This window comes from Micromonospora citrea (assembly GCF_900090315.1).
GTDB classification, from domain to species: Bacteria; Actinomycetota; Actinomycetes; order Mycobacteriales; family Micromonosporaceae; genus Micromonospora; species Micromonospora citrea.
Map to the genome: position 1 here is coordinate 6,962,478 of NZ_FMHZ01000002.1, position 23,026 is coordinate 6,985,503.

Sequence of the window (23,026 nt, forward strand, 5' to 3'; positions counted from 1 at the left end):
CCGGCATCGCGCGGCGGATCGGGCCCGGCGCGTCGAAGTGCGCAGGTCAGGATCAACCCTTTGGTTGATGGCGGCGGCCCTGCGCGCCCTAGCCTGGAGGCATCGTGAACCCGGAATCGCTCGCCCGGCCGCTGCGGTTGCTGCGTGTCTGCCTGCACCTGCTGGTCGGTGCTCTGCTGGCCGTGGTCGCCGTACGCGCCCTGGCGGGGCCGGCATCGCACCGCGCCGCCGTGCTCGCCGCGGCGCTGGCGGTGGCCGTCGTCTACGCGGTCGCCGCCGCGCTGCCGTCGGTGCGCCGGTCCCGCCGCGCGGCGGCGGCGTGGCTGGCGGTGCTGACCGCCGGGTGGCTGGTGCTGCTCGGCCTGACGCCCGACGGGGTGTGGCTGGCGTTCCCGCTGTTCCTGCTGCACCTGCACCTGCTGCCGGCGCGGTGGGGGGTCCTCGCGGTGGCCGCGACGACCGTGGCGGCGGTCGGCGGCGTGATCGGTCACCAGGGGGCTGTCACGCCCGGGGCGGTGCTCGGCCCCGTGCTGGGCGCCGGCGTCTCGGTCGGCACCGTGCTGGGCTACCAGGCGTTGTACCGGGAGAGCGAGCAGCGCCGGCGGTTGATCGAGCAGCTGACGGCCACCCGAGCCGAACTGGCCGCCGCCGAGCACGCCGCCGGTGTCCTGGCCGAACGTGAGCGGCTGGCCCGCGAGATCCACGACACCCTCGCGCAGGGGCTGTCCAGCATCCAACTCCTGCTGCGTGCCGCCCAGCGGGCCCTGCCGGAGCGGGTCGGCGTCGCCGCCGACCACGTCGAGCAGGCCCGCCGGACCGCGCAGGACAACCTGGCGGAGGCCCGGCGGTTCGTCCGCGCCCTGGCCCCACCCGGCCTCGACGGCGGCTCGCTGCCCGCGGCGCTGCGCCGGTTGTGCGCCACGACCACCGCCCGGTCCGGGCTGGCCGTGCGCTTCCGTCTGGACGGTACGGCGGTGCGCCTGCCCACCCCGCACGAGGTGGCGCTGCTACGCATCGCGCAGTCGGCGCTGGCCAACACGGTGCGCCACGCGGGTGCGACCCGCGCCGAGGTGACGTTGCGCTACGGCGGGCACGGCGTGGTCCTGGACGTGGCCGACGACGGGGGCGGTTTCGAGCCCGGCGACGTCGCGGAGGGCGGTGGCGGGTTCGGGCTGGCGGCGATGCGGGCCCGCGCCGAGGAACTGGGCGGGACGTTGACCGTGGCGTCGGCGCCCGGTCGGGGCACCTCGCTGGCCGTCCGCTTCGCCCGTCCGACGACCGAAGGGACACCGGCGACCGCATGAGCCGACCGATCCGGCTGCTGCTGGCCGACGACCATCCGGTCGTGCGTGCCGGCCTGCGCGCCGTTCTCGCGACCGAACCGGACTTCGAGGTGGTGGCCGAGGCCGCCACCGCCGAGCAGGCCGTCGCGCTCGCCGACCGGGACCGGGTGGACGTGGTGCTGATGGATCTCCAGTTCGGCGCGGGCATGCACGGCGCCGACGCCACCGCCGCCATCGCCGGGCGCCCCGACGGCCCGGTGGTGCTGGTGCTGACCACCTACGACACGGAGGCCGACATCCTCGCCGCCGTGGAGGCCGGCGCTACGGGCTACCTGCTCAAGGACGCCCCGCCCGACGAACTCGCCGCCGCGGTGCGCGCCGCCGCGGCCGGCAGGTCGGCCCTCGCCCCGGCGGTCGCGCACCGGCTGATCGACCGGATGCGCACCCCGGGTACGGCGTTGAGCCGCCGCGAGACCGAGGTCCTCCAGCTCGTCGCCGACGGGCTGTCGAACCAGCAGATCAGCAGGCGGCTGCACCTGAGCCAGGCCACCGTCAAGACGCACCTGGTCCACGTCTACGGCAAGCTCGGGGTCGACTCGCGTACCGCCGCCGTGGCCGCCGCCAGGGCCCGCGGGCTGATCCGTCGCTGACGGGCGGGTGGTCCGCCCAGGGCTGACAGGAGGCGCCGGCGCGGGCAGGATGGCCGGATGAGAAACGAGCCGATCGAGCTGGCGGGTGCGCTCGCCAGCTTCACCGAGCTGTGGAGCCCGCGCATCGTCACGCGGGTCAACGACTACGACGTGCGGGTCGCGAAGGTCGCCGGCGAGCACGTCTGGCACGCCCACGACGACACCGACGAGTTCTTCCTGGTCTTGGAGGGGGAGTTGCGCATCGCCCTGCGTGACGGCGACGGGGGCGCCGAGCGGGAGGTGGTACTGCCTCGTGGCGCGGTGTACGTGGTGCCGCGCGGGGTGGAGCACCGGCCGTCGTCGTCGGGCGGCGCGTCGATTCTGCTGTTCGAGCCGACGGGCACCCTGAGCGTCGGGGACCGGCACGATCCGGTGCCCGACCACGTGGACGCGACCACGGGCCACACGCTCTGAGCGCGCACCGCGCGGCGGCCACCGGGTCGCCGCGCGGTGCCGGCGTGGCGGTGTGTCGACGCACCCGGGGTATGTGGGCGGTGCCGGCGCAGGCGAGGAGGACCAGCGCGCCGGCGTCGACCCGTCCCAGGCACGCGCCGCCGTCGACCCCGACGAGCGGCGGGGCTGGCCGACCTGCTGCGCCGGATCGTGCGACGCGCCGAGGAGCGGCGCGACCCGTCGTCCCGCCGCCGCCAGCGGGACGACGGGAAATGCCGTGGCGGCGGCGGTACGGCTGCTGGCAGGGTGGCCGGCATGACAGCGCAGGCTCTGGCGGGGGCGCTCGCCGACGACGTACGGCGGCAGGTCTTCGCGGCGATCGTGCTGGGCGGCGCCGACGCCTCGGCGGTGGCCGACCGGACCGGCCTCGCGGCGCGGCAGGTCGTCACCGCGCTGCGGCGGCTGGTCGACGCGGGCCTGGTGGCCGGCGGCGACGGCGATTTGCGAGTGGACGTCGCGCGGCTGCGCGAGGCCGCCCGCACGCCCGCGGCCCCTCGCCCGGAGGGGGAGCCCGCCGACCGGGTGCTGCGGACGTTCGTGCGCGACGACACGCTGGTCGGCCTGCCGGCGCAGCGCGGCCGGCGGCGGGTGGTGCTGGCCCGCGTGGCCACGTCCTTCGAGCCCGGGGTGCGCTATCCGGAGCGGGCGGTGGACGACGTGCTGCGGGGCTGGTGCGACGGCGGCGGGTCCGACCACGTGACCGTGCGGCGGCACCTGATCGACGAAGGGTTCCTGGCCCGCGACGGGGGTGTCTACTGGCGCGTCGGCGACTGATCGTCCGCGTCGCGAACCCGTCTGTCTCCGCAGCGCCTTGTCAGCCTCGGCGCATGACCTCGTGCGTGCCGGGCGGCGCCCCTGACCTGATGTTCACGCTCTCCTGGGCGCGATGCACCTGGCGGTGGCCGCGGCGCTCGTGCCCCTGCTCCCGGCCTGCCGCGCCTGACCGGCCTGCCGCCGCGCCGACGGCGCCGGCCCGCCCGGCCCGTGCGGCGGAGGTGTACCGGGCGCCGCCGGCGCGGATAACCGGTCGCCCCACCCGCGATGATCAACGGGTGACGACGACAGACTGGGCGGTCCTCCCGACCCACCCCGACCATCCCGACGCGGTTGCCCTGATCGAGGCCTACTACGAGGAGTTGGTCGCCCGCTATCATGACCGCCCGGCCCGCCCGGGCGAGGTCGTGGCGGCGATGGCCGACGAGCCGAGCGGCGACCTGACCGCGCCTACCGGTTTCTTCGTCGTGGCCCGCCGCCACGGCCGTCCGGCCGCGTGCGCGGGCCTGCGGTTCCGGCCCGACTGGGCGGAGCTCACCCGGGTGTACGTGGCCCCGGCGCACCGCGGTCACGGCGGCGGCGCGGCGCTGCTCGCGGCCGTGGAGGAGCGGGCCCGGGCCGCCGGGATCACCCGCATCCGGCTGGACACCCGCAGCGACCTGGTCGAGGCCCGTGCCCTGTACGCCCGGCACGGCTACCGGGAGATCCCGGCGTTCAGCCACGGCCCGTACGCGCAGCACTGGTTCGAGAAGGTCCTCGAGTTGACGACTTGCGCGCCGCACGCTAAACAAGAAGAGGAAGTTGAGTCGCCCAGACTCAACTAAGGACCTTCGGCCAGGAGAACCGAGGAGGCAGGACCATGCTGATGCGCACCGACCCGTTCCGCGAGATCGACCGGCTCACCGAGCAGTTCTTCGGCACCACCGCCCGCCCGGCGGTCATGCCGCTGGACGCCTACCGCGACGGGGACTGGTTCTACGCGGCGTTCGACCTGCCGGGCGTCGACCCGGACAGCATCGACTGCACCGTGGAGCGCAACGTGCTGACCGTCCGGGCGGAGCGGCGCCGGCCGACCGGCGACAACGTCGAGCTGGTGGCCGCCGAGCGCCCCATGGGCACCTTCACGCGGCGGCTGTTCCTCGGCGACACCCTCGACACCGACAAGCTCGAGGCCGGCTACGAGCACGGCGTGCTGACCCTGCGTATCCCGGTTGCCGAGCGGGCCAAGCCCCGCCGGGTCACCATCACGGCCAACGGCAACGACCGCAAGGAGATCAGCGCCTGACCACCGCGACGCGCCCGGGGCGGGGGTGTGGTCCCCCGCCCCGGGCGCGTCGCGGTGAGCCCGCCGCCGAACGGAGCGCGCCGCGGCGGCGGCCGGCCGCCTCAGCGGGCGAAGATCGCGCTGTGGACGTCCACCGGGTTGGTGGCGTTGTCGGTGGTGACGCCGTACACGGCCACGAAGGCGCCACCGTTGGACACCAGGCCGGTGTAGTCGCCGATCATGCGTCCCGCGCTCGTGGCCGGGAACTTCCGCGCGTCGAACGGCCCCTCGACGTGCTGCTCGCGCCACGCCCCGGGCCGCGTGCAGTCGTTCTCGCAGGTGACGGCCCAGAGGTCGGTGGGCAGGGTGGCGGGGTCGGGCGTGTTGTTGCGGAAGTCGTAGTAGGTGACGGCGACGGTGCCGTCCTCGGCGACGGCGACGACCGGTACGGCGGCCGACCCGGTCGGCGTCTTGTCCACCCGGATCGGTGCGGACCAGTTCCTCCCGCCGTCCGTCGACCGGGAGTGGTCGACGTGGAAGGTGCCGTCGGCGGCCTGGCTCTGCCAGACGGCGTCCACCACCTGGCTGTTCGGCCGGGCGGCCAGCAGCGGCAGGGAGGCGTTGCGCAGCGGGTCACCGGAGTTGTCCGGATCCGGGATGCGGGGGCCCACCGCGAAGGGGGCCGGCACGTCCAGCGTCGGGGCCGACCACGTCCGGCCGCCGTCGGTCGAGCGGATGACCTGGGTGGCGGATTCGGTGTTGGTCTCGTAGTGCATGCCCATCAGCAGCGTGCCGTCCGGGAGGGGCACCAGTTGGGTGCCGATGGCGCCGCTGTTGTTGGGGAAGTCGTACACCTTGCTGGTGGTCCAGGTGCGCCCGTCGTCGGTCGACTTCGCCAGGTAGATCGGCTGCACCCAGCCCGCCTCCGTGCTGTCGACGCGGTCCCACACCGCGTAGACCACGCCGGGGCGGTAGGGGTCGGCGGTGACCGTGGGGCGGTCGTTGAAGAACCGCGGGTTGTCGTCGCGCTGCAGGTTGACCGGGGCGTCCCAGGTCTGGCCGCCGTCAGCGGAGCGGGCCACCAGGATGGCGGTCACGTCGCCGGCGCGGGACAGCGAGAAGGCGGCGGCCACCGCGGTGCCCGACGGGGTGACGGTGATCCAGTGGTCGGTCGTGACGTCGTAGTCGCCGCCGTTGGCGGCCGTGCCGCCGGTGCAGCGGGAGAAGGCGGGCAGGTTCCGCGACCGCTTCCAGCTCAGGCCGAAGTCGTCCGACACGGCGGTGACCGCGCCGTTGCTGCCGTACCGGTTCCAACGGTCCTGCTGGAACACGGTGACCAGGTGCCACGGACGCTTCGGGTCCCGCGCCACCACGGGCAGGGCCTCGGTGTTCGGGTTCAGTGTGTAGCCGTCGGCCGGGGGAAGTCCGCAGCCTGCCGGCAGTGGGCTGACGCCCGAGACCGGCCGGACGATGGCAGCCGCGGAGGGTGTCGGGCCTTGCGCGGCAGCGGGCTGCGCGACGGCGCAGGCGAGCAGGACGGCCGTCGCGGACATCAGAGCCCTGGAGCGTCGGATCACGGACCTTCCTTCATCTTCTCTCGGCACGTCCACAGTGGACAGTGCTGCCTCACCGGGGTTGGCGGGGACGCCGCCCGGAGGGCCGGAAAGGGATATTCGGCAGGCTACCGCCGGACCCTCGATCCCGTGTGCCCGTTGACCGACGGCTCAGGAAACGGATCGTGTGCGGTGGCCGCGCGCAGGCACCCGGAGCAGGGCGTCTGTGCCGCCGGACGCCGACTCGACCGGTGTTCTTTTCCTTCTCGTGGGGTCGGCGTCCGAGCGCCGGCACGGACCGGGCCAGGCCGCCCGCAGGCAGGCGTCCACAGCGGAGGCCGGGCCGCTCGGCGGGCCCTGACGCCGGGGCGGTCGGGGTCAGGGCGCGGGGGCGTCCTCCGTCCGGTCCGGATAGAGCGCCGCCAGGGCGCGCGCGGTGGCGGCGAACCGGTCGCGCAGCTCGGCCGGGCCGAGCACCTCCACCTGCGCGCCGAGCTTGAGCAGCTCCACGTGGCCGTGCTTAACCGACTCGATCGGCACGGTCGTGCGCACCCATCCGGCCCGGTCCGGCGCCGACGCCGCCGCCCGCGCCGCCCGGCTCATCGCCGGCGGCAGGACGTACGTCGCCAGCTCCAGCGCGGCCGTCGTCATCCGCACCCGCGCCTCGTCGCGGTACACGCCCCGCTCGTACCGGTCGGCGTGCTCCTGCCAGCAGCGGGCGAGGTCGAAGCCGTCCGGCCGGTCGAACCGCTCGTCGAGGACGGAAAGCTCCAGCACCGCGCCGACCCGGTAGGTGCGCACCTGACCGTCCGCGTCGGCCACCAGATACCAGCGGCCGGCCTTGAGCACCACGCCCAGCGGGGCGAGCGTCCTGGTCACCTCGCGTGGGGTCTTCCACCGCCGGTAGCGCACCCGCACGAGCCGGTCCTCCCACACCGCCCGGGCCAGCTCGGCCAGGTGCGGAGTGGGCTCGGGCTCCCGGAACCAGGTGGGGGCGTCGAGGTGGAAGCGCTGCCGGATCCGCCCGCCCCGGTCGGCCAGCTCCGCCGGCAGCGCGGCGCGCAGCTTCAGCTCGGCGGCGGCGAGCACCGACCCGAGCCCCAGCTCGGCGGCGGGGCCCGGCATCCCGGCCAGGAACAGCGCCTCCGCCTCGCCGGCGGTCAACCCGGTCAGCCGGGTGCGGTAGCCGTCGAGCAGCCGGTAGCCGCCGGCCGGGCCGCGGTCGGCGTAGACGGGCACGCCCGCCGCGCCGAGCGACTCCACGTCCCGGTATACGGTGCGTACCGACACCTCCAGGGCCTCGGCGAGTTCCGGGGCGGTCATCCGGCCCCGGGTCTGCAGAAGCAGCAGCAGGGACACCAGCCGACTCGCGCGCACGGGCCGACCGTACCGGGCGGGGAGCCGAGAAGCCGGGCGGCGGTGTCGATCGCGTCGGGCGCGCCTCCTCCCGTTTGCCAGCCGAAGCTGAGAACCTTTTTCACATGCTGTCCCCGAACGCTCCGGCGTGGTCCCACCGGTCGCCCGCGCCGGCCCTGCCCGGCGGGCCCATCGACTTCACCGAGGCGTGGCTGCGCAACCGGCGGCTGTCCGACCACACCCGCGACGCGTACCGGCGGGACGTCGCCGGATGGCTCGACTGGTGCGCCACCCGCGAACTGGATCCGCTGCACGCGAACTTCCTGCACGTGAACGAGTACGCCCGGGCGCTGGAGGCGACGCTGGCCACGCGAAGCGGCAAGCCGCTCACCCCGGCCACGGTCGCCCGCCGGCTCTCGGCCCTGTCGAGCTGGTACGACTTCCTGGTCAAGCTCCGCGCCGTCGAGGCCAATCCGGTGGCCGGAGCCGACCGGCCGCGCGTCGACCGTGACCACTCCGCCACGGTGGGCCTCAGCCCCGAGGAGGTGGACGCCCTGGTCGCCGCCGCCGAGGCCGACACCGGGCCGACCGCCGCCCGCAACCGGGCCGCGATCGCGCTGCTTGCCGACCTCGGGCTGCGCGTCGGGGAACTGGTCTCGCTCGACCTGACCGACCTCGGTGCCGAGCGGGGCCACCGCAGCGTCCGCTTCGTCGGCAAGGGCGGCAAGTCCCGCCGTCGGGCCCTCACCCCGGGCACCGCGTACGCGGTCGACGCGTACCTGGCTCAGCGGGCGGCCGCGCAGGGGGTGGCGGTGCACGAGCTGACCGGCCCGCTGCTGGTCACCGCCACCGGGGCACGGCTGGACCGGCACGCCGTGTTCCGGCTGGTGCGCCGGCTGGCCCGGGCGGCCGGCATCCCGGCCTGGGCGAAGCTGTCCCCGCACTCGCTGCGGCACGCGTTCGCCACCACCGCTCGGGCCGAGGGCGTCCCCCTGGAGGACGTGCAGGACGCGATGGGGCACGCCGACCCGCGCACCACCCGCCGCTACGACCGGGACCGGCACAACCTCGACCGCGATCCGGCGTACGCCATCTGGGCGGCCCGCGCCCGCCGGCGCGGCTGAGCCGAACCGCCGGCGGGCGTCGTGGCCCGGCGGTCAGCCCTGTGGGCGGGGGCAGATGCAGAACGGCTGCCCGGCCGGGTCGGTCAGCACCACCCACCGGTCGCCGCCGGGCTGGAATTCCGGCTTCGCGGCGCCGGCCGCGACGAACTCCTTCTCCGCCACGGCGAGGTCGTCGACGTACAGGTCGAGGTGGTACCGCTTGCCGGCGTCCTCGTCCGGCCAGGACGGCGGCCGGTACCCCTCGACCAGGCCGAAGCCGACGGCCACGCCACCGGCGGTGACCATCGCGTACTCCGGCTGGCTGTGGGTGATCTCCCCACCGAGCACGCGCTGCCAGAATTCGGCGTGGGCGACGGGGTCGGGGCTGTCGAGGTTGACCATGGCGATGTCGGCGGTGACTGTCATGCCGGGCAGTCTGCCGCGCGTACCTGACATCTCCTGTCAGGTACGCGGCGGCTACGGGTCCGCGAGTGCCAGCAGGCGGCTCAGCGCCCCGATGCCCGCCGGAGTGCCGGCCGCGATCAGGACGTCGCCGTGGGCGAGGACGTGCCCGGATCCGGGCGCGGTGATCGTCCGGCCCGCGCGCAGCACGGCGATGACGGTCACGTCGCGGGTCCGCGCGACGGCCTCGGCCAGGGGCCGGCCGTCGTAGGGCGACGCGGCGGTGACCGGCAGCTCCGCGACGCTGATCGCCTCCCTGCGCCGCTCCAGGTGCGTGACGTGGTCGACGGTGGCGACCGGGTGCAGCAGCTCGGACACCTCCTGCGCCTCCGCCGCGCTGAGCGACAGGGACCGCTCGACGGTGTCCGGATCGTCGGACGCGTAGACGACGAGGTCGCGCCGCCCGTCGCGGTGGCAGACGACCCCGAGCGACTGCCCCTCGCCGGTGTGCACGGTGTAGCCCACGCCGATGCCCGGCAGCGGAACGCGTTCGATCTGCATCATTGCCTCCTGTCCGAATTTGGTGCGGTGTGTGCCTGGCCGGTCTCGCCGAACCAGGTGGCCAGCCGCCCGGCGCGCGCGACGGCCCGCAGGCGCCGCTGGGTCGCCTCGCGTACGGGCGGGGTGGTGAGCACGACCAGTTGGTCCCCGACACGCAGCCGGGTGTGGTGGTCAGGCACGAAGGTGTCGTCGCCGCGTACGACGAGGGTGGTCGCGGCCGGCGGCGGCAGCCGCAGCTCTGGCAGGTACACGCCGTGCAGGCGGGAGCCGGGCTCGACGGTGACGTGGATGAGGTCGGCGTCCATGGCGTCCAGCGGCGCCAGTTCGATCTGCAGGTCGGGCCCGACGTCGCGCGCCGCCAGGCGCAGCCGGCGCGCCAGCCAGGGCAGGGTGGGCGCCTGGATGACCGTGAAGACCACGACCAGCACGAACACGATGTTGAAGACCTGCTCGCTGCCGGGGGCGCCCGCGACGACCGGGATGGTGGCCAGCACGATCGGCACGGCGCCGCGCAGCCCGGCCCACGACAGGAACGCCTGTTCGCGCAGCGGGATGCGGAACGCGGCCAGCGAGACCAGCACGGAGGCGGGCCGGGCGACCAGCAGCAGGGCCGTGCCGACGACGATCGCGGGAATGATCGCGGCGGGCAGTTCGCTGGGCGTGGCCAGCAGGCCGAGCATCACGAACAGGCCGATCTGGGCGATCCAGCCCAGCCCTTCGGCGACCGAGTGGGTGGCCCGCCGGTGTGCCAGGCCGGCGTTGCCGAGCACCAGCCCCGCCAGATAGGCGGCGAGGAACCCGCTGGTCTGGGAGAGGCCGGCGACCGCGAAGGCCAGCACGCCGCAGGCGACCGTCGCGATGGGGTACAGGCCGGAGGTGGGCAGGGTCAGCCGGCGCAGCAGCCACACCCCGGCCGCACCGATCGCCAGGCCGATCGCCCCACCGGCGACCAGCTGGTAGGCCATCGCGCCGAGCAGCGGCAGGGGAGCGACGGTGTCGAGGGTGGCGGCGCTGAAGGTGAGCACCAGGATCAGCGTCGGCGCGTCGTTGAGGCCCGACTCGGCCTCCACGAGGCTCGTCAGCCGGCGGGGCAGCGGCACCGACCGCAGCACGGAGAACACCGCCGCCGCGTCGGTGGACGACACGATCGCCCCCAGCAGCAGCGCCATCTGCCAGTCGACGTCGAGCAGCAGGTACGCCGCCCCCGCCGTGACCGCGACGCTGACGAAGACGCCGACGGTGGCCAGCACCGACGCGGGCGCCAGCACGCCGCGTACGTCGGCGAACCTGGTGGTCAGGCCGCCCTCCACCAGGATGACCGCCAGCGCCGCCAGGCCCAGCGCCTGCGCCAGGGCCGCGTCGTCGAACGGGAAGCCGGCGACGTCCTGGCCCAGCAGCAGGCCGACGCCGAGGTACGCCAGCAGCACCGGCATGCCCAGCCGGCTGGCCAGCCGGGCCGCGCCGACGCTGGCCAGGACCACGCCCGTGCCGACCGCCAGCATCACGTACAGCTCGCCGAGGTTCACGTCGGCCCCCTCGTCCCCGGGGCGGGCCCGCCCGGGGCGCCGGCTACGCGGCGAGGTGGCGCAGCCACACGTACTCCCGCGCGATGGGCGCGAACGCGACCACGAGGATGGCGGTCGCGGCCAGGGTGGGCCAGCGGCTCACGGGCGCCCGCCCGGCGGGCCGTTCTCGGCGATGGTGGGCCGGTGCCCCCGGGCGGGGGTGACGGTTTCCGGCGGCACGGGTGCGGCCAACTCCAGGTGACGGTGCACGGATCCTCCCGGGAGGGGTTCGACGCGGGACAAGGCGGCGCCGCCGGCAGGCGGTGCTGCCGGAAACGCGGGGGTGGGCCGGAGCGCTTCCGCGCCCTTCTTCATGGTCGTCCGCACCGCGGGGGCCGACATCGGGGCTGACACCCATTTGGCCGCCGTCGCCCCGCCGGGCGACCCATTTCGGCGCAGGCCGGGGCGGATAAATGGGTGCGGGCACGCATTTACACCACGTGGGCGGTGCGACAGGCTGGATCATGATGAGGGGGACGGCCGACGCGCGACGCGATCACCTGCCGCCCGCCGCGCCACCGGGAGCCGCCGGTGCCGGCCCGGGCCGGCGGGGCGTCCGGGCCGGGAAGGGAGGGGCCGGCGTGTCGCTGTTCTGGCGGATCTTCCTGCTCAACGCGGCGGTGCTCGTCGCCGCCACGCTGCTCCTGCTCGGGCCGGTCACGGTGTCCACCCCGGTGCTGCTCACCGAGGCCGTCGTCCTGACGGCGGGCCTCGCCGCGATGCTGGTCGCCAACGCCGTGCTCCTGCGGGTCGGCCTGGCGCCCCTGCACCGGCTCACCCGGGCCATGACGACCATCGACCTGCTCCAGCCGGAGCCGCGTCCGGTCCCGGCCGGGCAGGCCGACATCGCGGATCTGATCCGCACCTTCAACGCCATGGTCGACCGCCTGGAGACCGAGCGGGCCACCAGCGCCGCCGCCGCCCTGTCCGCCCAGGAGGCCGAGCGCCGCCGCATCGCCCAGGAGCTGCACGACGAGGTCGGCCAGACGCTGACCGCGGTCCTGCTCGAACTCAAGCAGGTCGCCCGGCAGGCGCCCGACCCCGTCCGCGCGCAGCTCGCCCAGGTGCAGGAGACCACCCGCGACAGCCTCGACGAGATCCGCCGCATCGCCCGGCGGCTGCGCCCGGGGGTGCTGGAGGAGCTCGGCCTGATCAGCGCACTGAAGGCGCTCGTCACCGAGGTCACCGGGCACACCGAGCTGACGGTGCGCCAGCACCTCGGCGCCGACCTGCCCGCCCTCGACGACGAGGCCGAACTGGTGGTCTACCGGGTCGCCCAGGAGGCGCTCACCAACACCGTCCGGCACGCCAGGGCCACCACCGTCGAGGTGTGGCTGGCCGGTCGCCCCGACCACGTGCTGCTGCGGATCCGCGACGACGGCCGGGGCATCGGCGACGCGGCCGAGGGCGCCGGAATCCGCGGCATGCGGGAGCGGGCCCTGCTCATCGGCGCCCAGCTCGCCGTGACCCCGGCCCCGGCGGGCGGCGCCGAGGTGCGGCTGCGGGTGCCGGCGACCGTCCGGGAGGGCCGCCCGTGACGACCCGTATCCTGCTCGCCGACGACCACGCCCTGGTGCGCCGCGGGGTCCGGCTCATCCTCGACAGCGAACCGGACCTGACGGTCGTGGCCGAGGCCGGCGACGGCGCCGAGGCCGTCGCGTTGGCCCGGTCCGAGCGCCCCGACCTGGCCATCCTCGACATCGCCATGCCGCGGATGACCGGCCTGCAGGCGGCCCGGGAGCTGTCCCGGCAACAGCCGGACCTGCGCATCCTGATCCTGACGATGTACGACAACGAGCAGTACTTCTTCGAGGCGCTCAAGGTCGGCGCCAACGGCTACGTGCTCAAGTCCGTCGCCGACCGGGACCTGGTGGAGGCCTGCCGTGCGGCCGTACGCGACGAGCCGTTCCTCTATCCCGGCGCGATCAACGCCCTGATCCGCACCTACCTGGAACGCACCGCCCGGGGCGAGAGCCTGCCGGCCCGGGCCATCACCGAACGGGAGGAGGAGATCCTCAAGCTCGTCGCCGAGGGCCATTCGTCGAAGGAGATCGCCCGCCTGCTGTTCATCAGCGTCAAGACCGTCGAACGGCACCGGGCCAACCTGCTGCAGAAGCTCGGCCTCAGGGATCGGCTCGAACTGACCCGCTACGCCATCCGGGCCGGCCTGATCGAGCCGTGAGCGGCACCGCGGCGGCGGATCCGGGCGGTGCTCGCCGGCGTGATGCTGCGCGTCACCCGGGCGCACCGCCCCCGGACTTCGTGCCGGGGGCGGGTGCACCGAGGGTCGGCCGTGGCGGGCGACCGGGCCGGTCCGGCCCGTGACCGGCGTGACTCCGCGCCGGGCGCCGGCACCGAGGGCCGGCCACGGCAGGGCGACCCGGCCGACTTCCTGCGGGCGGCCCCGCCGGTTCTCTACGGTCGACGGGTGGGGGCTGAGCAGCCATGGAACCGGCCGGCCCGGCGGGGCCGCCCGGTGCGCGCCGGGCTGGTGTTCGCCGGCGTCGCCGTGCTGCTGTGCTGCGTCGGGGTGGCCGGGCTGGGCGCCTGGAACGTGCAGGTGGTCACGCAGGCCAGCGGCCCGGTGCGGGAGACCGCCGACGGGTTCCTGCGGTCGGTCGCCGCGGGCGACACCGACGGCGCGTACGACCGGCTGTGCGCCGACGCACGCAGCCGGTGGAGCCCGATCGGGTTCACCAGTTGGCTGCGCACCCCGCCGCTGGTCAGCGGCTACGAGATCCTCGACGTGTCGGTGGCGACGCGGGGCGGCCGCCCGCACGGCACGGTGGCGGTGCGGCTGACCCGCGACAGCGGCCTGACCGAGGAGCGGAAGCTGTCGGTGGTGCGCGAGGACGGGGACTGGCGGGTGTGCGGCGACCCGTACTGAGTCGGCCTCTCGGTGAGGAGCGCCCGGTGAACGTCCATGGGACAGCGCACCGGGGCTCATCGAGGTGACCGATTCTGTGACCGGCGCGGCGTACCGGGACCTGCTGTCGAGATGCACATGCGAGCCCAGGCGGCCGGGCTCGCCGCGGCATGGTTGCAGGTCAAGGCCGGCCGCCGGTTGCGCGTCAGGGGCGACATCGGTGATTACGGCCTCAGCGGCGCGGGCCCAACTCCCCGGCGCGGTAGTGCCGCCGGCAGAGCACCTGGTAGCGCACGTCGGCCGTGTCCACGGTGTCGCCGATGACGACCTGTTCGCCCTCGCGGACGACCCGCCCGCCGACCACCCGGGCGTTGAGCCGCCCCTCCCGGCCGCACCAGCAGAGCACCTCCACCTGGATGCGGGCCACCTCGTCGGCCAGCTCGAACAGTCGCTGCGCGGCCGGGAACAGGCAGGACCGGAAGTCGGTGGCCAGCCCGAACGCGTACACGTCGACGTCGTAGCTGTCGACCAGCTCGGCCATCTGCTCGATGTGCTCGAGGTTGTAGAAGGAGGCCTCGTCGCAGATGAGGTAGTCGACACGGACCCCTTCGGCCCACGTGTCGCGCACCAGCGCGCGCAGGTCCAGCTCGTCGGTGACCTCGACGGCCTCGTGGGCCAGGCCGATGCGGGTGGTGACCTGCGGGCCCAGCGAGCGGTCGATGCGGGTGGTGACCAGGCCCCGGCGGCCCTGGCGGGCGTGGTTGTGGTTCATCTGCAGAGCCATCGTGGACTTGCCGCAGTCCATCGGCCCCCAGAAGAACTTCAGCGCGGCCGCGTGCAGCGGGCGGCCGTCCACCCCGCGCGCCGCGGCGCACCCGGCGGGGGAGTCGTCGGGGCCCAGCGGCGGGCGCGCCAGACAGGTCGGGGCGGCGGCGTGGTCGGTCACGGACGGGCAGCCTAGCCGATCGACGCCCCCCGATCCGGCGGGTGCGGGTCGCGCCGGTACTCAGAGCACCCGCGGCGGGGTGTTGCCGGCGGCGACGATCGCGCGGCGGATCGGCACGGCCAGCAGCAGCAGGAACCCGACGACGAAGAAGATCAGCAGGGAGACCAGGCCCACCCGGTAGGAGTTGGTGAGCTGGAACACCAGCCCGAAGGCCAGCGGGCCGAGCCAGCTGGTGCCCTTGTCGCTGATCTCGTAGAAGCCGTAGTACTCGCCCTCCTTGCCGGCGGGGATGAGCTGGCTGAACAGCGACCGGCTCAGCGCCTGGCTGCCGCCGAGCACCAGGCCGATGGCCGCGCCGAGGACCATGAACGGCACGGGCGCCTCGGCGGGCAGCCGGAACGCGCCGAGGATCACCCCGGTCCAGAGCACCAGGCTGATCAGCACGGTCTTCCAGGCGCCGATGCGCTTGGCGAGGGCGCCGAGCAGCAGCGCGCCGCCGAAGGCGAGGAACTGCACCAGCAGGATGGTCACGATCAGGGTGCTCTGCCCGAGCTTCAGCTCCTCGGTGCCGTACTGGCTGGCCAGGGCGATGACGGTCTGGATGCCGTCGTTGTAGACCAGGAACGCGAGCAGGAAGAACAGCGTCAGCGGGTACGCCTTGATCTCGCGCAGGGTGCGGCCGAGCTGGCGGAACCCGTCGGTGAGCGGGTTGCCGCCGCGCAGCGCGGCGGCGGTCGGGTGCTCGCGCAGCCAGCGCAGCGGGACCAGGGTGAACGCCGCCCACCACAGCCCGGCGGACACGATCGACCACCGGGCCAGGTCGAGGGTGCGCTGGTGGTCGCCCTCCTCGCCGAGCATGCTCACGGCGACCAGGTTGAGCGCCAGCAGCAGGCCGCCGCCGAGGTAGCCCAGCGCCCAGCCGCGGCTGGAGATGCCGTCGCGGTCGTCGGGGCCGCCGAGCTGCGGCAGGAACGAGTTGTAGACCACCACGCCGGCGCCGAAGGCGATGTTGGCGACCATGAACAGCACCCCGCCGAGCAGATACCGGTCGCCGGTGACGAAGAGCATGCCGACGGTGGCGCCGGCGCCGGTGAACGCGGCGGCGGCCAGCAGCCGCTTCTTGTGCGCCGACCGGTCGGCGATCGCGCCCACGACCGGCAGCACGAAGACGGTGAGGAAGACCGACAGCGACACCAGGTAAGGAAAGTAGGAACCGGCGGCGACCTTGATGCCCAGCGGGTACACGTGCCCGGAGCAGCTGTCGGCGCCGAGTTCGCAGCCGGCGGCGAGTTCGGTGACCGTGGTCAGGAAGGGCCCGAGGAACACGGTGATGACGGTGGTGGAGAACGCGGACATCGCCCAGTCGTAGAAGTACCAGCCGGTGCGTTCGCGGCGGGTGCTCGCCGGGGCGGGGGTGTCGCCCACCATGGGGGTGGCGGTCTCGGCCATCGGGGTCCTTCGGGCGCTCAGGCGGCCCAGTGGCCGCGGCTGCGGTATACGTCGCGCAGCACGCCGACGTGATCGGTCATGATGCCATCCACCCCAAGATCAAGTAACTCGTGCATCTCGGCAGGTTCGTCGATCGTCCAGACGTGCACCTGCAGGCCGAGTCGGTGGGCGTGGCGCAGGAACCGGCGGTCCACCACGGGTACCCGTCCGTAACGCACCGGCACCTGCGCGGCGACCACCGACGGGGGCAGCCGCAGCGGCCGTCCGGTCAGGGAGGCCATCCGCAGCCGGGCCACCCCGCGCATGCCGAGGCTGGTGGCGATCCGCCCCTGCGTCAGGGCGCGCAGCCGGGCCAGCCGGGCGTCGCTGAAGGAGGCGAGCAGCACCCGGTCGCCGGCCTCGACGCGCCCGATGGTGGCCACGGTCGCCTCGACGCCGCCGTCGGCCTTCACGTCGATGTTGAACCGCACCTGCGGCCAGGCGTCGAGGACCTCGTCGAGGCGGGGGACCACGGCGGCGCCGCCGACGCGCACCGACGCCAGGTCGGTCCAGCGCAGGTCGGCGATGCGCCCCGGCTCGCCGGTGACCCGGTCCAGCGTGGCGTCGTGGAAGACCACCGCGACGCCGTCGGCGGTGCCGTGCACGTCGGTCTCGACGTACCGGTAGCCGAGCCCGACGGCCCGCGCGAACGCCGCGACGGTGTTCTCGTCGCCCTCGGCGGCGCCGCCGCGGTGGGCGAACGCCAGCGGAGCGGGGGCGTCCAGGTAGGGGTGACCGGTCAGCACGCGACGCAGTATGCCGGTCCCCGGTTGCCGCACGGCGACCAGCCCGTGACCGTCGATCTCCGGCGCGAACGCATCGGTGCCGTCGTCGGCTCGCTGTGCCGGCGACCCCCGGATGACCGTCGTGTGAGCCCTTCCGGGTCGCATCCGGTCTTCCACCCGTCGACCCGCGGGAGTCGCCGACCTACCGCATGGCCGGCCCCCGCGCCCTTGGTGGAGGCCGCCATTGCGTCACCCGGTGTGACATCGCGGGTGAATCACTCTCCGTAGCTCACGGCGGGTTCGAGCCGGGTATCGTCACCGGGCCCTTTGCTCTGCACCCTGATCCGCACCACCCCGCTGAGCTGCTGACTCGGCACTCGCCGTTGTGCCGGTCCGGCCGGCGTACCTCACTCTCAGTGGCTGGCGCGTCGGTGGGTGCAGAGCAAAGGGCCGACGGCGTGTGCGGGAGGGAAGCGTCCGCCTTGCACGTTGAGTGACGATCGGATGCGCGCGGAAGGGCGGTTGGACGCTCCGGTGAGCGGTGGGACCCCCGCAGGTGTCAGCCGGCGCGGCGCGGCTGATAGCGCCCTGACGCGCGGTGACGCGGCCGAGTCCCGGAGTTCAGGCGGAGCGGTGCCGGCGGTGGGAGCGACTGGTGTCGGTCGGGCGGCCGGGGTCGACGTGGCGGGGGCGGTCGGGCTCGTCGGGGCGTAGCGGCACGAGGGCGTCGGTGATGGCGTCGACGATCCGGTCGGTGGCCCGCCGCGCGGCGCCGGGCGCGCCGTGGGTGAGGTCGGCCAGTTCGACGGGCGCGCCGAAGTGCACGCGCAGCGCCGGGCGGCGCCACACCGCGCGCGCCAGGCCGCGCAGCAGGCCCTTCGGGGCGCGGTAGGGCACCACCTCGTGGGAGCCCCACTGGGCGACGGGGATCACCGGGGCGCCGCAGGCCAGGGCGAGGCGGGCGGTGCCGGTCTTGCCGCGTTCGGGCCACATGCCGGGATCCAGGCCGATGCGCCCCTCCGGGTAGACCAGGATCACGGAGCCGCCGGAGACCGCCGCCGCGGCGTCGTCGAGGGCCTGGCCGACGGCGGCGGTGCCCCGGTCGACGCGGATGTGCCCGGCGCGGCGCATGGCGGCGCCGATGACGGGGGTGCGGAACAGTCCGCCGGTGGCCATTATCCGCGGGGCGACGCCGCGGGCGCGGCAGGCGGCGGCGAGCACGATCGGGTCGAACGGGCTGATGTGGTTGGCGGCCAGGATCAGCGGGCCCCGGCGTAGCGCCTCGGGCACGTCGCCGCTGACCTCCAGGCGGGCCAGGAGCGCGACGGCGACGCGGGCGAGCAGCAGCGCGGCGCGCCAGATCAGCGGCGGCTGCCAGGTCGGGCGGGTGGTGTCCATCAGCGCGCAATGGTCGCACGCGGGCACCGGCGCGCCCGGCGCGGGTCGCGTACGGGGGCCGGGCCGTCCGGCAGAGGTGATCAGGGTCATTGGTCCCGGGTCGCTTCGGGACCCCCGCCCCTGCCGGTTTCTCTACGACGGGCAGTAGTATTTACTACGTCTCGTAGTATGCACAGCCTGGGGGTTACTGGTGGACGCGTTGGACGTCGCCCGCTGGCAGTTCGGTGTCACCACCGTCTACCACTTTCTCTTCGTGCCGCTGACCATCGGCCTGTCCGTGCTGGTGGCGATCCTGCAGACGATGTGGCACCGCACCGGCGACGAGAAGTACCTGAAGCTCACCAAGTTCTACGGCAAGCTCTTCCTGATCAACTTCGCGATGGGCGTGGTGACCGGCATCGTGCAGGAGTTCCAGTTCGGCATGAACTGGAGCGACTACTCGCGCTTCGTCGGCGACATCTTCGGCGCCCCCCTGGCCATCGAGGCGCTGGTCGCGTTCTTCCTCGAGTCGACCTTCATCGGCCTGTGGATCTTCGGCTGGGACCGGCTGCCCAAGCGGCTGCACCTGGCCAGCATCTGGGCCGCCGCCATCGGCACGAACCTCAGCGCGTACTTCATCCTCGCGGCGAACTCGTTCATGCAGAACCCGGTCGGCTACCGGATCAACCCCGAGACCGGCCGCGCCGAACTCACCGACTTCGTGGCCGTACTGACCAACAAGGTCGCCCTGATCACCTTCCCGCACACGATCGCCGGCGCGTTCCTGGTCGCCGGCTCGCTGCTGGTCGCCGTCGCCATGTGGCACCTGGTACGCAACCGCGACTCCGCCGACACCCCCGCCTACCGATTCGCCGCGAAGTTCGGCTCCTGGGTCACCCTGGTCTCCGCCGCCGCCGTCGCCATCACCGGCGACATCCAGGGCAAGATCATGACCGAGGTGCAGCCGATGAAGATGGCCGCCGCCGAGGGCCTCTACACCACCGAGTCGCCCGCCTCGTTCAGCGTCCTGACCGTCGGCAGCCTCGACGGCAGCCGCGAACTGTTCGCCCTCAAGATCCCGCACCTGCTGTCGTGGCTGGGCACCGGCGACCCCAACGGCACCGTGCACGGCATCAACGACCTGCAGGCCCAGTACGCCGCCCAGTACGGCGCCGGCAGCTACACCCCGATCATCCCGGTCACCTACTGGAGCTTCCGCTTCATGATCGGCTTCGGGATGGCCGCCGCCGCGATCGCCCTGCTGGTCCTCTGGAGCCAGCGCAAGGGCCGCACCCCCACCAACAAGTGGCTGCTGCGCGCCGGCCTGATCATGCCCCTGCTGCCCCTGGCCGCGAACTCCTTCGGCTGGATCTTCACCGAGATGGGCCGTCAGCCGTGGATCGTCTTCGGCGAGATGCTCACCCGCGACGGCGTGTCCCGCAGCGTCTCGCTGACCGAGGTGCTCACCTCGTTCACGGCCTTCACCCTGATCTACGCCACGCTCGCCGTGATCGAGGTCAAGCTGCTGCTGCGCTACGCCAAGGCCGGCGTGCCCGACGTGACGCCGAACCCCGAGATCGACGACAGCCACGACGACGCCGAGCGCCCGCTCGCCTTCGCCTACTGATCACCGGAGCCCCATCGTGGAACTCACCACCGTCTGGTTTCTGCTCGTCGCGGTCCTGTTCACCGGGTACTTCATCCTGGAGGGCTTCGACTTCGGCGTCGGCATGCTGCTGCCCGTGCTCGGCCGCGACGACCGGGAACGCCGCGTACTGATCAACACCATCGGCCCCGTCTGGGACGGCAACGAGGTGTGGCTGATCACCGCCGGCGGCGCCATGTTCGCCGCCTTCCCCGAGTGGTACGCCACCCTGTTCTCCGGCTTCTACCTGCCGCTGCTGCTGATCCTGCTGGCGCTGATCGCCCGGGGCGTGGCGTTCGAGTACCGCCACAAGCGCCCCGAGGCGTCCTGGAAGCGCCGCTGGGACACGGCGATCTTCGTCGGGTCGGTGGTGCCGGCCGTGCTGTGGGGAGTGGCGTTCGCCAACATCCTGCGCGGCGTGCCGCTGGACGCCGACCACGAGTACGTCGGCGGGCTGGTCGACCTGCTCAACCCGTACGCGCTGCTCGGTGGCGCGACCACCGCGGCGCTGTTCGTAACCCACGGCGCGGTGTTCATCGCGCTCAAGACCGTCGGCGACGTGCGCGATCGCGCCGGCGCGCTCGCGGTGCGCCTGGGCGTGGTCACCGCCGTGCTCGCCGTGGCGTTCCTGTCCTGGACGCTGACCATCCGTTCCAGCGCGGCCGCCGTGGTGTTCGCCGTCGGCGCGGCACTGGCCCTGCTCGGTGGCCTGGCCGCCGCCCGGGTACGCCGGGAGGGCTGGGCGTTCGCCGGCACCGCCGTGGCGATCGCCCTGGCCGTGGCGACGCTGTTCGCGGCGTTGTTCCCGAACGTGCTGCCCTCGACCCTCGACGCCGCCGGCACGCTGACCGCCACCAACGCCGCCTCCACCCCCTACACCCTGAAGATCATGACCTGGGTGGCGGTGGTGTTCACCCCGATCGTGCTGGCCTACCAGGGCTGGACGTACTGGGTGTTCCGCAAGCGCATCGGGGTGGCCCACATCCCGCAGCACTGACCCGCCCCCGTCGGGTGGCGGCGGGTCCCGCCGCCGCCACCCGCACCCCGGGCCGCCGGGGCGACGCGGACGTCCGGGATCCCTCCCCGCCAGCGTCGGCGGGGGAGACGGCAGCAGGAGTCGTGGGCCAAGCCAACAATTGCGGTAGGGTCACGCCATGTTCCACACCGGCGAGCAGGAGCCACCCAGCCGGCTGCGCACCACCCCGAGCTGGCTGCTGACCCAGACCGCGGCCCACGCCAGCCGACTGGTCGGTGAGGGCTTCGCCGCCCTCGGCGCCCGCGGCTACCACTACCGCCTCCTGGCCGCCCTCGACGAGTTCGGCCCCGCCAGCCAGGCCGACCTCGGCCGCCGCGGCGGCATCGACCGCAGCGACGTCGTCGCCACCATCAACGAACTCGCCGCCAACGCGTTCGTCGTGCGCGCCCCCGACCCCACCGACCGGCGACGCAACGTCATCACCCTCACCCCCGCCGGCCGCGCCGAGCTGCACCGCATGCAGGAGGCCCTCACCCGCGTGCAGGACACCCTGCTGGCCCCGCTCACCGACACCGAACGCGCCCAGCTCACCCGCCTGCTCGGCAAGCTGTTCGACCACCACGCCCGGCGCCGCGGCTGACACCCGGCCGCCGCGGCGGGTCGACCACCACGCCCGGCGGGGCGGGCGGCACGGGGCCGGCGGGTCGAGCACCACGCCCGGCATACGGTCGGCGGGACGGGCGACACCGCCACCCACCCCGCCGACCGCGCCCGCGTCAGCGCGCCTCGTGCAACTCCGCCAGGCGCGCCTCGATCTCGGCCAGCTCCGCGCGCAGCTTCTCCGCCTGCTGCTCCGCCTCGGCCCGCTCCGCGGCCATGATCTGCTCCACCGCCTCGTGCACCCCCGGCACGTCGACAAGCGCCACCATCCGCAGCGCCTCCGCCGGCTTGACCACGTACGGCTTCGCCAGCGACTTGCTGCCCTGCTGCGCCGCCACCGTCCACTCGCCGTCGGCGTACGCCAGCGTCACCGTCAACCCGGCCGGACCCTTCGGCTTGGCCGCCTTCACCGGACGCCGCGCCGGCTTCGCCTCCACCGTCTCCACCTTCGACTCCTCCCGTGGCTGCCGTGGCGCCGGCACCCGCTCCCGGTCCAACACGAACTCCGGCTCCGCCGGCGCGGCCGGCTCCGGCTCGGGCTGCGGCTCCGGTGCCTTGCGGCCCGCGCCCCGCGGCGCCACCGCCACGTCGGCGGGGGAGAAGGGCAACTCGTCGCGACCGAACCGGACCACCACGAACTCGTCCGAGGCCGCCGGGTCCGTCAGCTCCACCACCTGCCCCACCTGCCCGGCGATCTGACCCGCCGACGCGGTGAACACCACCTTCGGCTTGCGCCCCGCCGCCAACGCCTCCCGGAAGTTGCGCACGTCCTCGTCGGACAATCCCTGGCCAGCGGCACCCATCAGCAAACCTCTTCCCCTCGTACACCTGTTCAGACGCCTGCCTTGATACCAGCCGGCCCCGACAGGCGGGCGGTCAACCCCCCAGCGCCCGCAGCGCCGCGTCGGCATGCGCGTTCATGTCCAGCTCACTGTGGACCACCTCGACCACCCGCCGGTCCCTGCCGATCACGAACGTCATCCGCCGCGTGCTCAACGCGCCCAGCGGCAACCGCCGCCGCACTCCGAACCGGCCCGCGACCACCCCGTCCGCGTCCGACAGCAACGGATAGTCGAACCCGTGCAGCCGCGAGAACTCCGCCTGCTTCGCCACCGGGTCCCGGCTGATCCCCACCCGGGTCGCGCCCACCGCCGCGAACTGCGCCGCCAGGTCCCGGAAGTGGCAGCTCTGCGCCGTGCACCCCCTGGTCAGCGCCGCCGGATAGAAGAACAGCACCACCGGGCCGGCGGCCAGGAACTCCGACAGCCGCCGCGGCGTACCCGTCTGGTCGGGCAGCTCGAAGTCCTCCACCACGTCCCCGACACCCACACCCGCCACCG

The 23,026-nt window shown here is 74.1% G+C and carries 24 protein-coding genes; 13 read left to right on the forward strand and 11 right to left on the reverse strand.

The genetic code is table 11. The annotated features are described in order from the left end of the window. Window positions 1-104: 104 nt before the first annotated feature. From GA0070606_RS30910 to GA0070606_RS30935, 6 genes are all read left to right on the forward strand, one after another. Window positions 105-1,304 carry a sensor histidine kinase gene (locus GA0070606_RS30910; protein ID WP_091106825.1) on the forward strand — a complete coding sequence of 400 codons (1,200 nt, stop codon included), beginning with the start codon at window positions 105-107 and terminating at the stop codon, window positions 1,302-1,304. Continuing rightward, complete coding sequence (locus GA0070606_RS30915) at window positions 1,301-1,933, forward strand: response regulator (RefSeq protein ID WP_091106826.1); 633 nt, start codon at window positions 1,301-1,303, stop codon at window positions 1,931-1,933. Before GA0070606_RS30910 ends, GA0070606_RS30915 begins: the two co-directional genes overlap by 4 nt. A gap of 57 nt (window positions 1,934-1,990) precedes the next feature. After that, a complete protein-coding gene (locus GA0070606_RS30920; RefSeq protein WP_091106828.1) occupies window positions 1,991-2,386 on the forward strand; it encodes a cupin domain-containing protein in 396 nt (131 codons plus the stop codon). A gap of 294 nt (window positions 2,387-2,680) precedes the next feature. Beyond that, the gene (locus tag GA0070606_RS30925) at window positions 2,681-3,199 is read left to right on the forward strand and encodes a DUF2087 domain-containing protein (RefSeq protein WP_091108444.1); all 519 of its coding nucleotides are present in this window, start codon (window positions 2,681-2,683) and stop codon (window positions 3,197-3,199) included. 278 nt (window positions 3,200-3,477) lie between these two features. Beyond that, window positions 3,478-4,023, forward strand: coding sequence for a GNAT family N-acetyltransferase (locus tag GA0070606_RS30930; protein ID WP_218106112.1), 546 nt, complete (start codon window positions 3,478-3,480; stop codon window positions 4,021-4,023). A gap of 35 nt (window positions 4,024-4,058) precedes the next feature. Next, a complete protein-coding gene (locus GA0070606_RS30935; protein WP_091106832.1) occupies window positions 4,059-4,484 on the forward strand; it encodes an Hsp20/alpha crystallin family protein in 426 nt (141 codons plus the stop codon). A 101-nt stretch (window positions 4,485-4,585) separates the two neighbouring features. Here the strand turns inward: GA0070606_RS30935 and GA0070606_RS30940 are convergent, their stop codons facing one another. Both GA0070606_RS30940 and GA0070606_RS30945 read right to left on the reverse strand, forming a co-directional pair. Further along, window positions 4,586-6,040, reverse strand: a complete 1,455-nt coding sequence (locus tag GA0070606_RS30940) for a sialidase family protein (RefSeq protein ID WP_141721898.1) — start codon at window positions 6,038-6,040, stop codon at window positions 4,586-4,588. Between the two features lie 354 nt (window positions 6,041-6,394). Next, window positions 6,395-7,393: a helix-turn-helix transcriptional regulator gene (locus GA0070606_RS30945; protein ID WP_091106836.1), complete on the reverse strand. Its 999-nt coding sequence runs from the start codon at window positions 7,391-7,393 to the stop codon at window positions 6,395-6,397. Between the two features lie 104 nt (window positions 7,394-7,497). Between GA0070606_RS30945 and GA0070606_RS30950 the strand changes: the two genes are divergently transcribed. Then, a complete protein-coding gene (locus GA0070606_RS30950) occupies window positions 7,498-8,496 on the forward strand; it encodes a tyrosine-type recombinase/integrase (protein WP_091106838.1) in 999 nt (332 codons plus the stop codon). 33 nt (window positions 8,497-8,529) lie between these two features. Here the strand turns inward: GA0070606_RS30950 and GA0070606_RS30955 are convergent, their stop codons facing one another. From GA0070606_RS30955 to GA0070606_RS30965, 3 genes are read right to left on the reverse strand one after another with little or no spacing between them, the layout of a single operon-like run. Beyond that, a complete protein-coding gene (locus tag GA0070606_RS30955; RefSeq protein ID WP_091106839.1) occupies window positions 8,530-8,901 on the reverse strand; it encodes a VOC family protein in 372 nt (123 codons plus the stop codon). A 51-nt stretch (window positions 8,902-8,952) separates the two neighbouring features. Next, complete coding sequence (locus tag GA0070606_RS30960) at window positions 8,953-9,438, reverse strand: cation:proton antiporter regulatory subunit (RefSeq protein ID WP_176737485.1); 486 nt, start codon at window positions 9,436-9,438, stop codon at window positions 8,953-8,955. Beyond that, a complete protein-coding gene (locus tag GA0070606_RS30965) occupies window positions 9,438-10,964 on the reverse strand; it encodes a potassium/proton antiporter (RefSeq protein WP_091106843.1) in 1,527 nt (508 codons plus the stop codon). The genes GA0070606_RS30960 and GA0070606_RS30965 overlap by 1 nt, the downstream gene beginning before the upstream one ends. A 620-nt stretch (window positions 10,965-11,584) precedes the next feature. Between GA0070606_RS30965 and GA0070606_RS30970 the strand changes: the two genes are divergently transcribed. The 3 genes from GA0070606_RS30970 to GA0070606_RS30980 all read left to right on the forward strand — a co-directional run bounded on the left by GA0070606_RS30970 (window position 11,585) and on the right by GA0070606_RS30980 (window position 13,890). Then, the gene (locus tag GA0070606_RS30970; protein ID WP_091106845.1) at window positions 11,585-12,541 is read left to right on the forward strand and encodes a HAMP domain-containing sensor histidine kinase; all 957 of its coding nucleotides are present in this window, start codon (window positions 11,585-11,587) and stop codon (window positions 12,539-12,541) included. Further along, window positions 12,538-13,185, forward strand: coding sequence for a response regulator (locus tag GA0070606_RS30975; protein ID WP_091106847.1), 648 nt, complete (start codon window positions 12,538-12,540; stop codon window positions 13,183-13,185). The genes GA0070606_RS30970 and GA0070606_RS30975 overlap by 4 nt, the downstream gene beginning before the upstream one ends. A gap of 246 nt (window positions 13,186-13,431) precedes the next feature. Next, window positions 13,432-13,890: an Rv0361 family membrane protein gene (locus GA0070606_RS30980; protein ID WP_091108446.1), complete on the forward strand. Its 459-nt coding sequence runs from the start codon at window positions 13,432-13,434 to the stop codon at window positions 13,888-13,890. Between the two features lie 211 nt (window positions 13,891-14,101). Here the strand turns inward: GA0070606_RS30980 and GA0070606_RS30985 are convergent, their stop codons facing one another. The 4 genes from GA0070606_RS30985 to GA0070606_RS31000 form a co-directional block, all read right to left on the reverse strand. Beyond that, window positions 14,102-14,815, reverse strand: a complete 714-nt coding sequence (locus GA0070606_RS30985) for a thymidine kinase (protein ID WP_091106849.1) — start codon at window positions 14,813-14,815, stop codon at window positions 14,102-14,104. Between the two features lie 60 nt (window positions 14,816-14,875). Beyond that, window positions 14,876-16,264: an MFS transporter gene (locus tag GA0070606_RS30990; RefSeq protein ID WP_091106851.1), complete on the reverse strand. Its 1,389-nt coding sequence runs from the start codon at window positions 16,262-16,264 to the stop codon at window positions 14,876-14,878. 17 nt (window positions 16,265-16,281) lie between these two features. Continuing rightward, complete coding sequence (locus tag GA0070606_RS30995) at window positions 16,282-17,049, reverse strand: glycerophosphodiester phosphodiesterase family protein (protein WP_176737486.1); 768 nt, start codon at window positions 17,047-17,049, stop codon at window positions 16,282-16,284. A gap of 600 nt (window positions 17,050-17,649) precedes the next feature. Next, complete coding sequence (locus GA0070606_RS31000; RefSeq protein ID WP_091106854.1) at window positions 17,650-18,426, reverse strand: lysophospholipid acyltransferase family protein; 777 nt, start codon at window positions 18,424-18,426, stop codon at window positions 17,650-17,652. 190 nt (window positions 18,427-18,616) lie between these two features. Here GA0070606_RS31000 and GA0070606_RS31005 point away from each other — a divergent pair, with 190 nt between their 5' ends. From GA0070606_RS31005 to GA0070606_RS31015, 3 genes are all read left to right on the forward strand, one after another. Continuing rightward, on the forward strand, window positions 18,617-20,032 hold the full coding sequence (locus GA0070606_RS31005; protein ID WP_091106856.1) for a cytochrome ubiquinol oxidase subunit I: 1,416 nt from the start codon (window positions 18,617-18,619) through the stop codon (window positions 20,030-20,032). A 16-nt stretch (window positions 20,033-20,048) separates the two neighbouring features. Continuing rightward, window positions 20,049-21,047 (forward strand): cytochrome d ubiquinol oxidase subunit II, encoded by a 999-nt coding sequence (cydB, locus tag GA0070606_RS31010; RefSeq protein ID WP_091106858.1) that lies wholly within the window; start codon window positions 20,049-20,051, stop codon window positions 21,045-21,047. Window positions 21,048-21,204: 157 nt separating this feature from the next. After that, entirely contained in the window at window positions 21,205-21,666 is a 462-nt protein-coding gene (locus GA0070606_RS31015; protein WP_091106860.1) for a MarR family winged helix-turn-helix transcriptional regulator, read from the forward strand. Between the two features lie 136 nt (window positions 21,667-21,802). Here GA0070606_RS31015 and GA0070606_RS31020 read toward each other — a convergent pair whose 3' ends face one another. Then, window positions 21,803-22,489 (reverse strand): hypothetical protein, encoded by a 687-nt coding sequence (locus tag GA0070606_RS31020; RefSeq protein WP_091106862.1) that lies wholly within the window; start codon window positions 22,487-22,489, stop codon window positions 21,803-21,805. A gap of 73 nt (window positions 22,490-22,562) precedes the next feature. Continuing rightward, window positions 22,563-23,024 carry a peroxiredoxin gene (locus tag GA0070606_RS31025; protein WP_091106864.1) on the reverse strand — a complete coding sequence of 154 codons (462 nt, stop codon included), beginning with the start codon at window positions 23,022-23,024 and terminating at the stop codon, window positions 22,563-22,565. Window positions 23,025-23,026: the final 2 nt, after the last annotated feature.

Coding starts and splice junctions, on each gene's coding strand:
- GA0070606_RS30915 (WP_091106826.1), top strand. CDS start 1,301: ATGAGCCGACCGATCCGGCTGCTGCTGGCCGACGACCATCCGGTCGTG.
- GA0070606_RS31020 (WP_091106862.1), bottom strand. CDS start 22,489: ATGGGTGCCGCTGGCCAGGGATTGTCCGACGAGGACGTGCGCAACTTC.
- GA0070606_RS30920 (WP_091106828.1), top strand. CDS start 1,991: ATGAGAAACGAGCCGATCGAGCTGGCGGGTGCGCTCGCCAGCTTCACC.
- GA0070606_RS31015 (WP_091106860.1), top strand. CDS start 21,205: ATGTTCCACACCGGCGAGCAGGAGCCACCCAGCCGGCTGCGCACCACC.
- GA0070606_RS30990 (WP_091106851.1), bottom strand. CDS start 16,264: ATGGCCGAGACCGCCACCCCCATGGTGGGCGACACCCCCGCCCCGGCG.
- GA0070606_RS30925 (WP_091108444.1), top strand. CDS start 2,681: ATGACAGCGCAGGCTCTGGCGGGGGCGCTCGCCGACGACGTACGGCGG.
- GA0070606_RS30935 (WP_091106832.1), top strand. CDS start 4,059: ATGCTGATGCGCACCGACCCGTTCCGCGAGATCGACCGGCTCACCGAG.
- GA0070606_RS30960 (WP_176737485.1), bottom strand. CDS start 9,438: ATGCAGATCGAACGCGTTCCGCTGCCGGGCATCGGCGTGGGCTACACC.
- GA0070606_RS30950 (WP_091106838.1), top strand. CDS start 7,498: ATGCTGTCCCCGAACGCTCCGGCGTGGTCCCACCGGTCGCCCGCGCCG.
- GA0070606_RS31000 (WP_091106854.1), bottom strand. CDS start 18,426: ATGGACACCACCCGCCCGACCTGGCAGCCGCCGCTGATCTGGCGCGCC.
- GA0070606_RS30955 (WP_091106839.1), bottom strand. CDS start 8,901: ATGACAGTCACCGCCGACATCGCCATGGTCAACCTCGACAGCCCCGAC.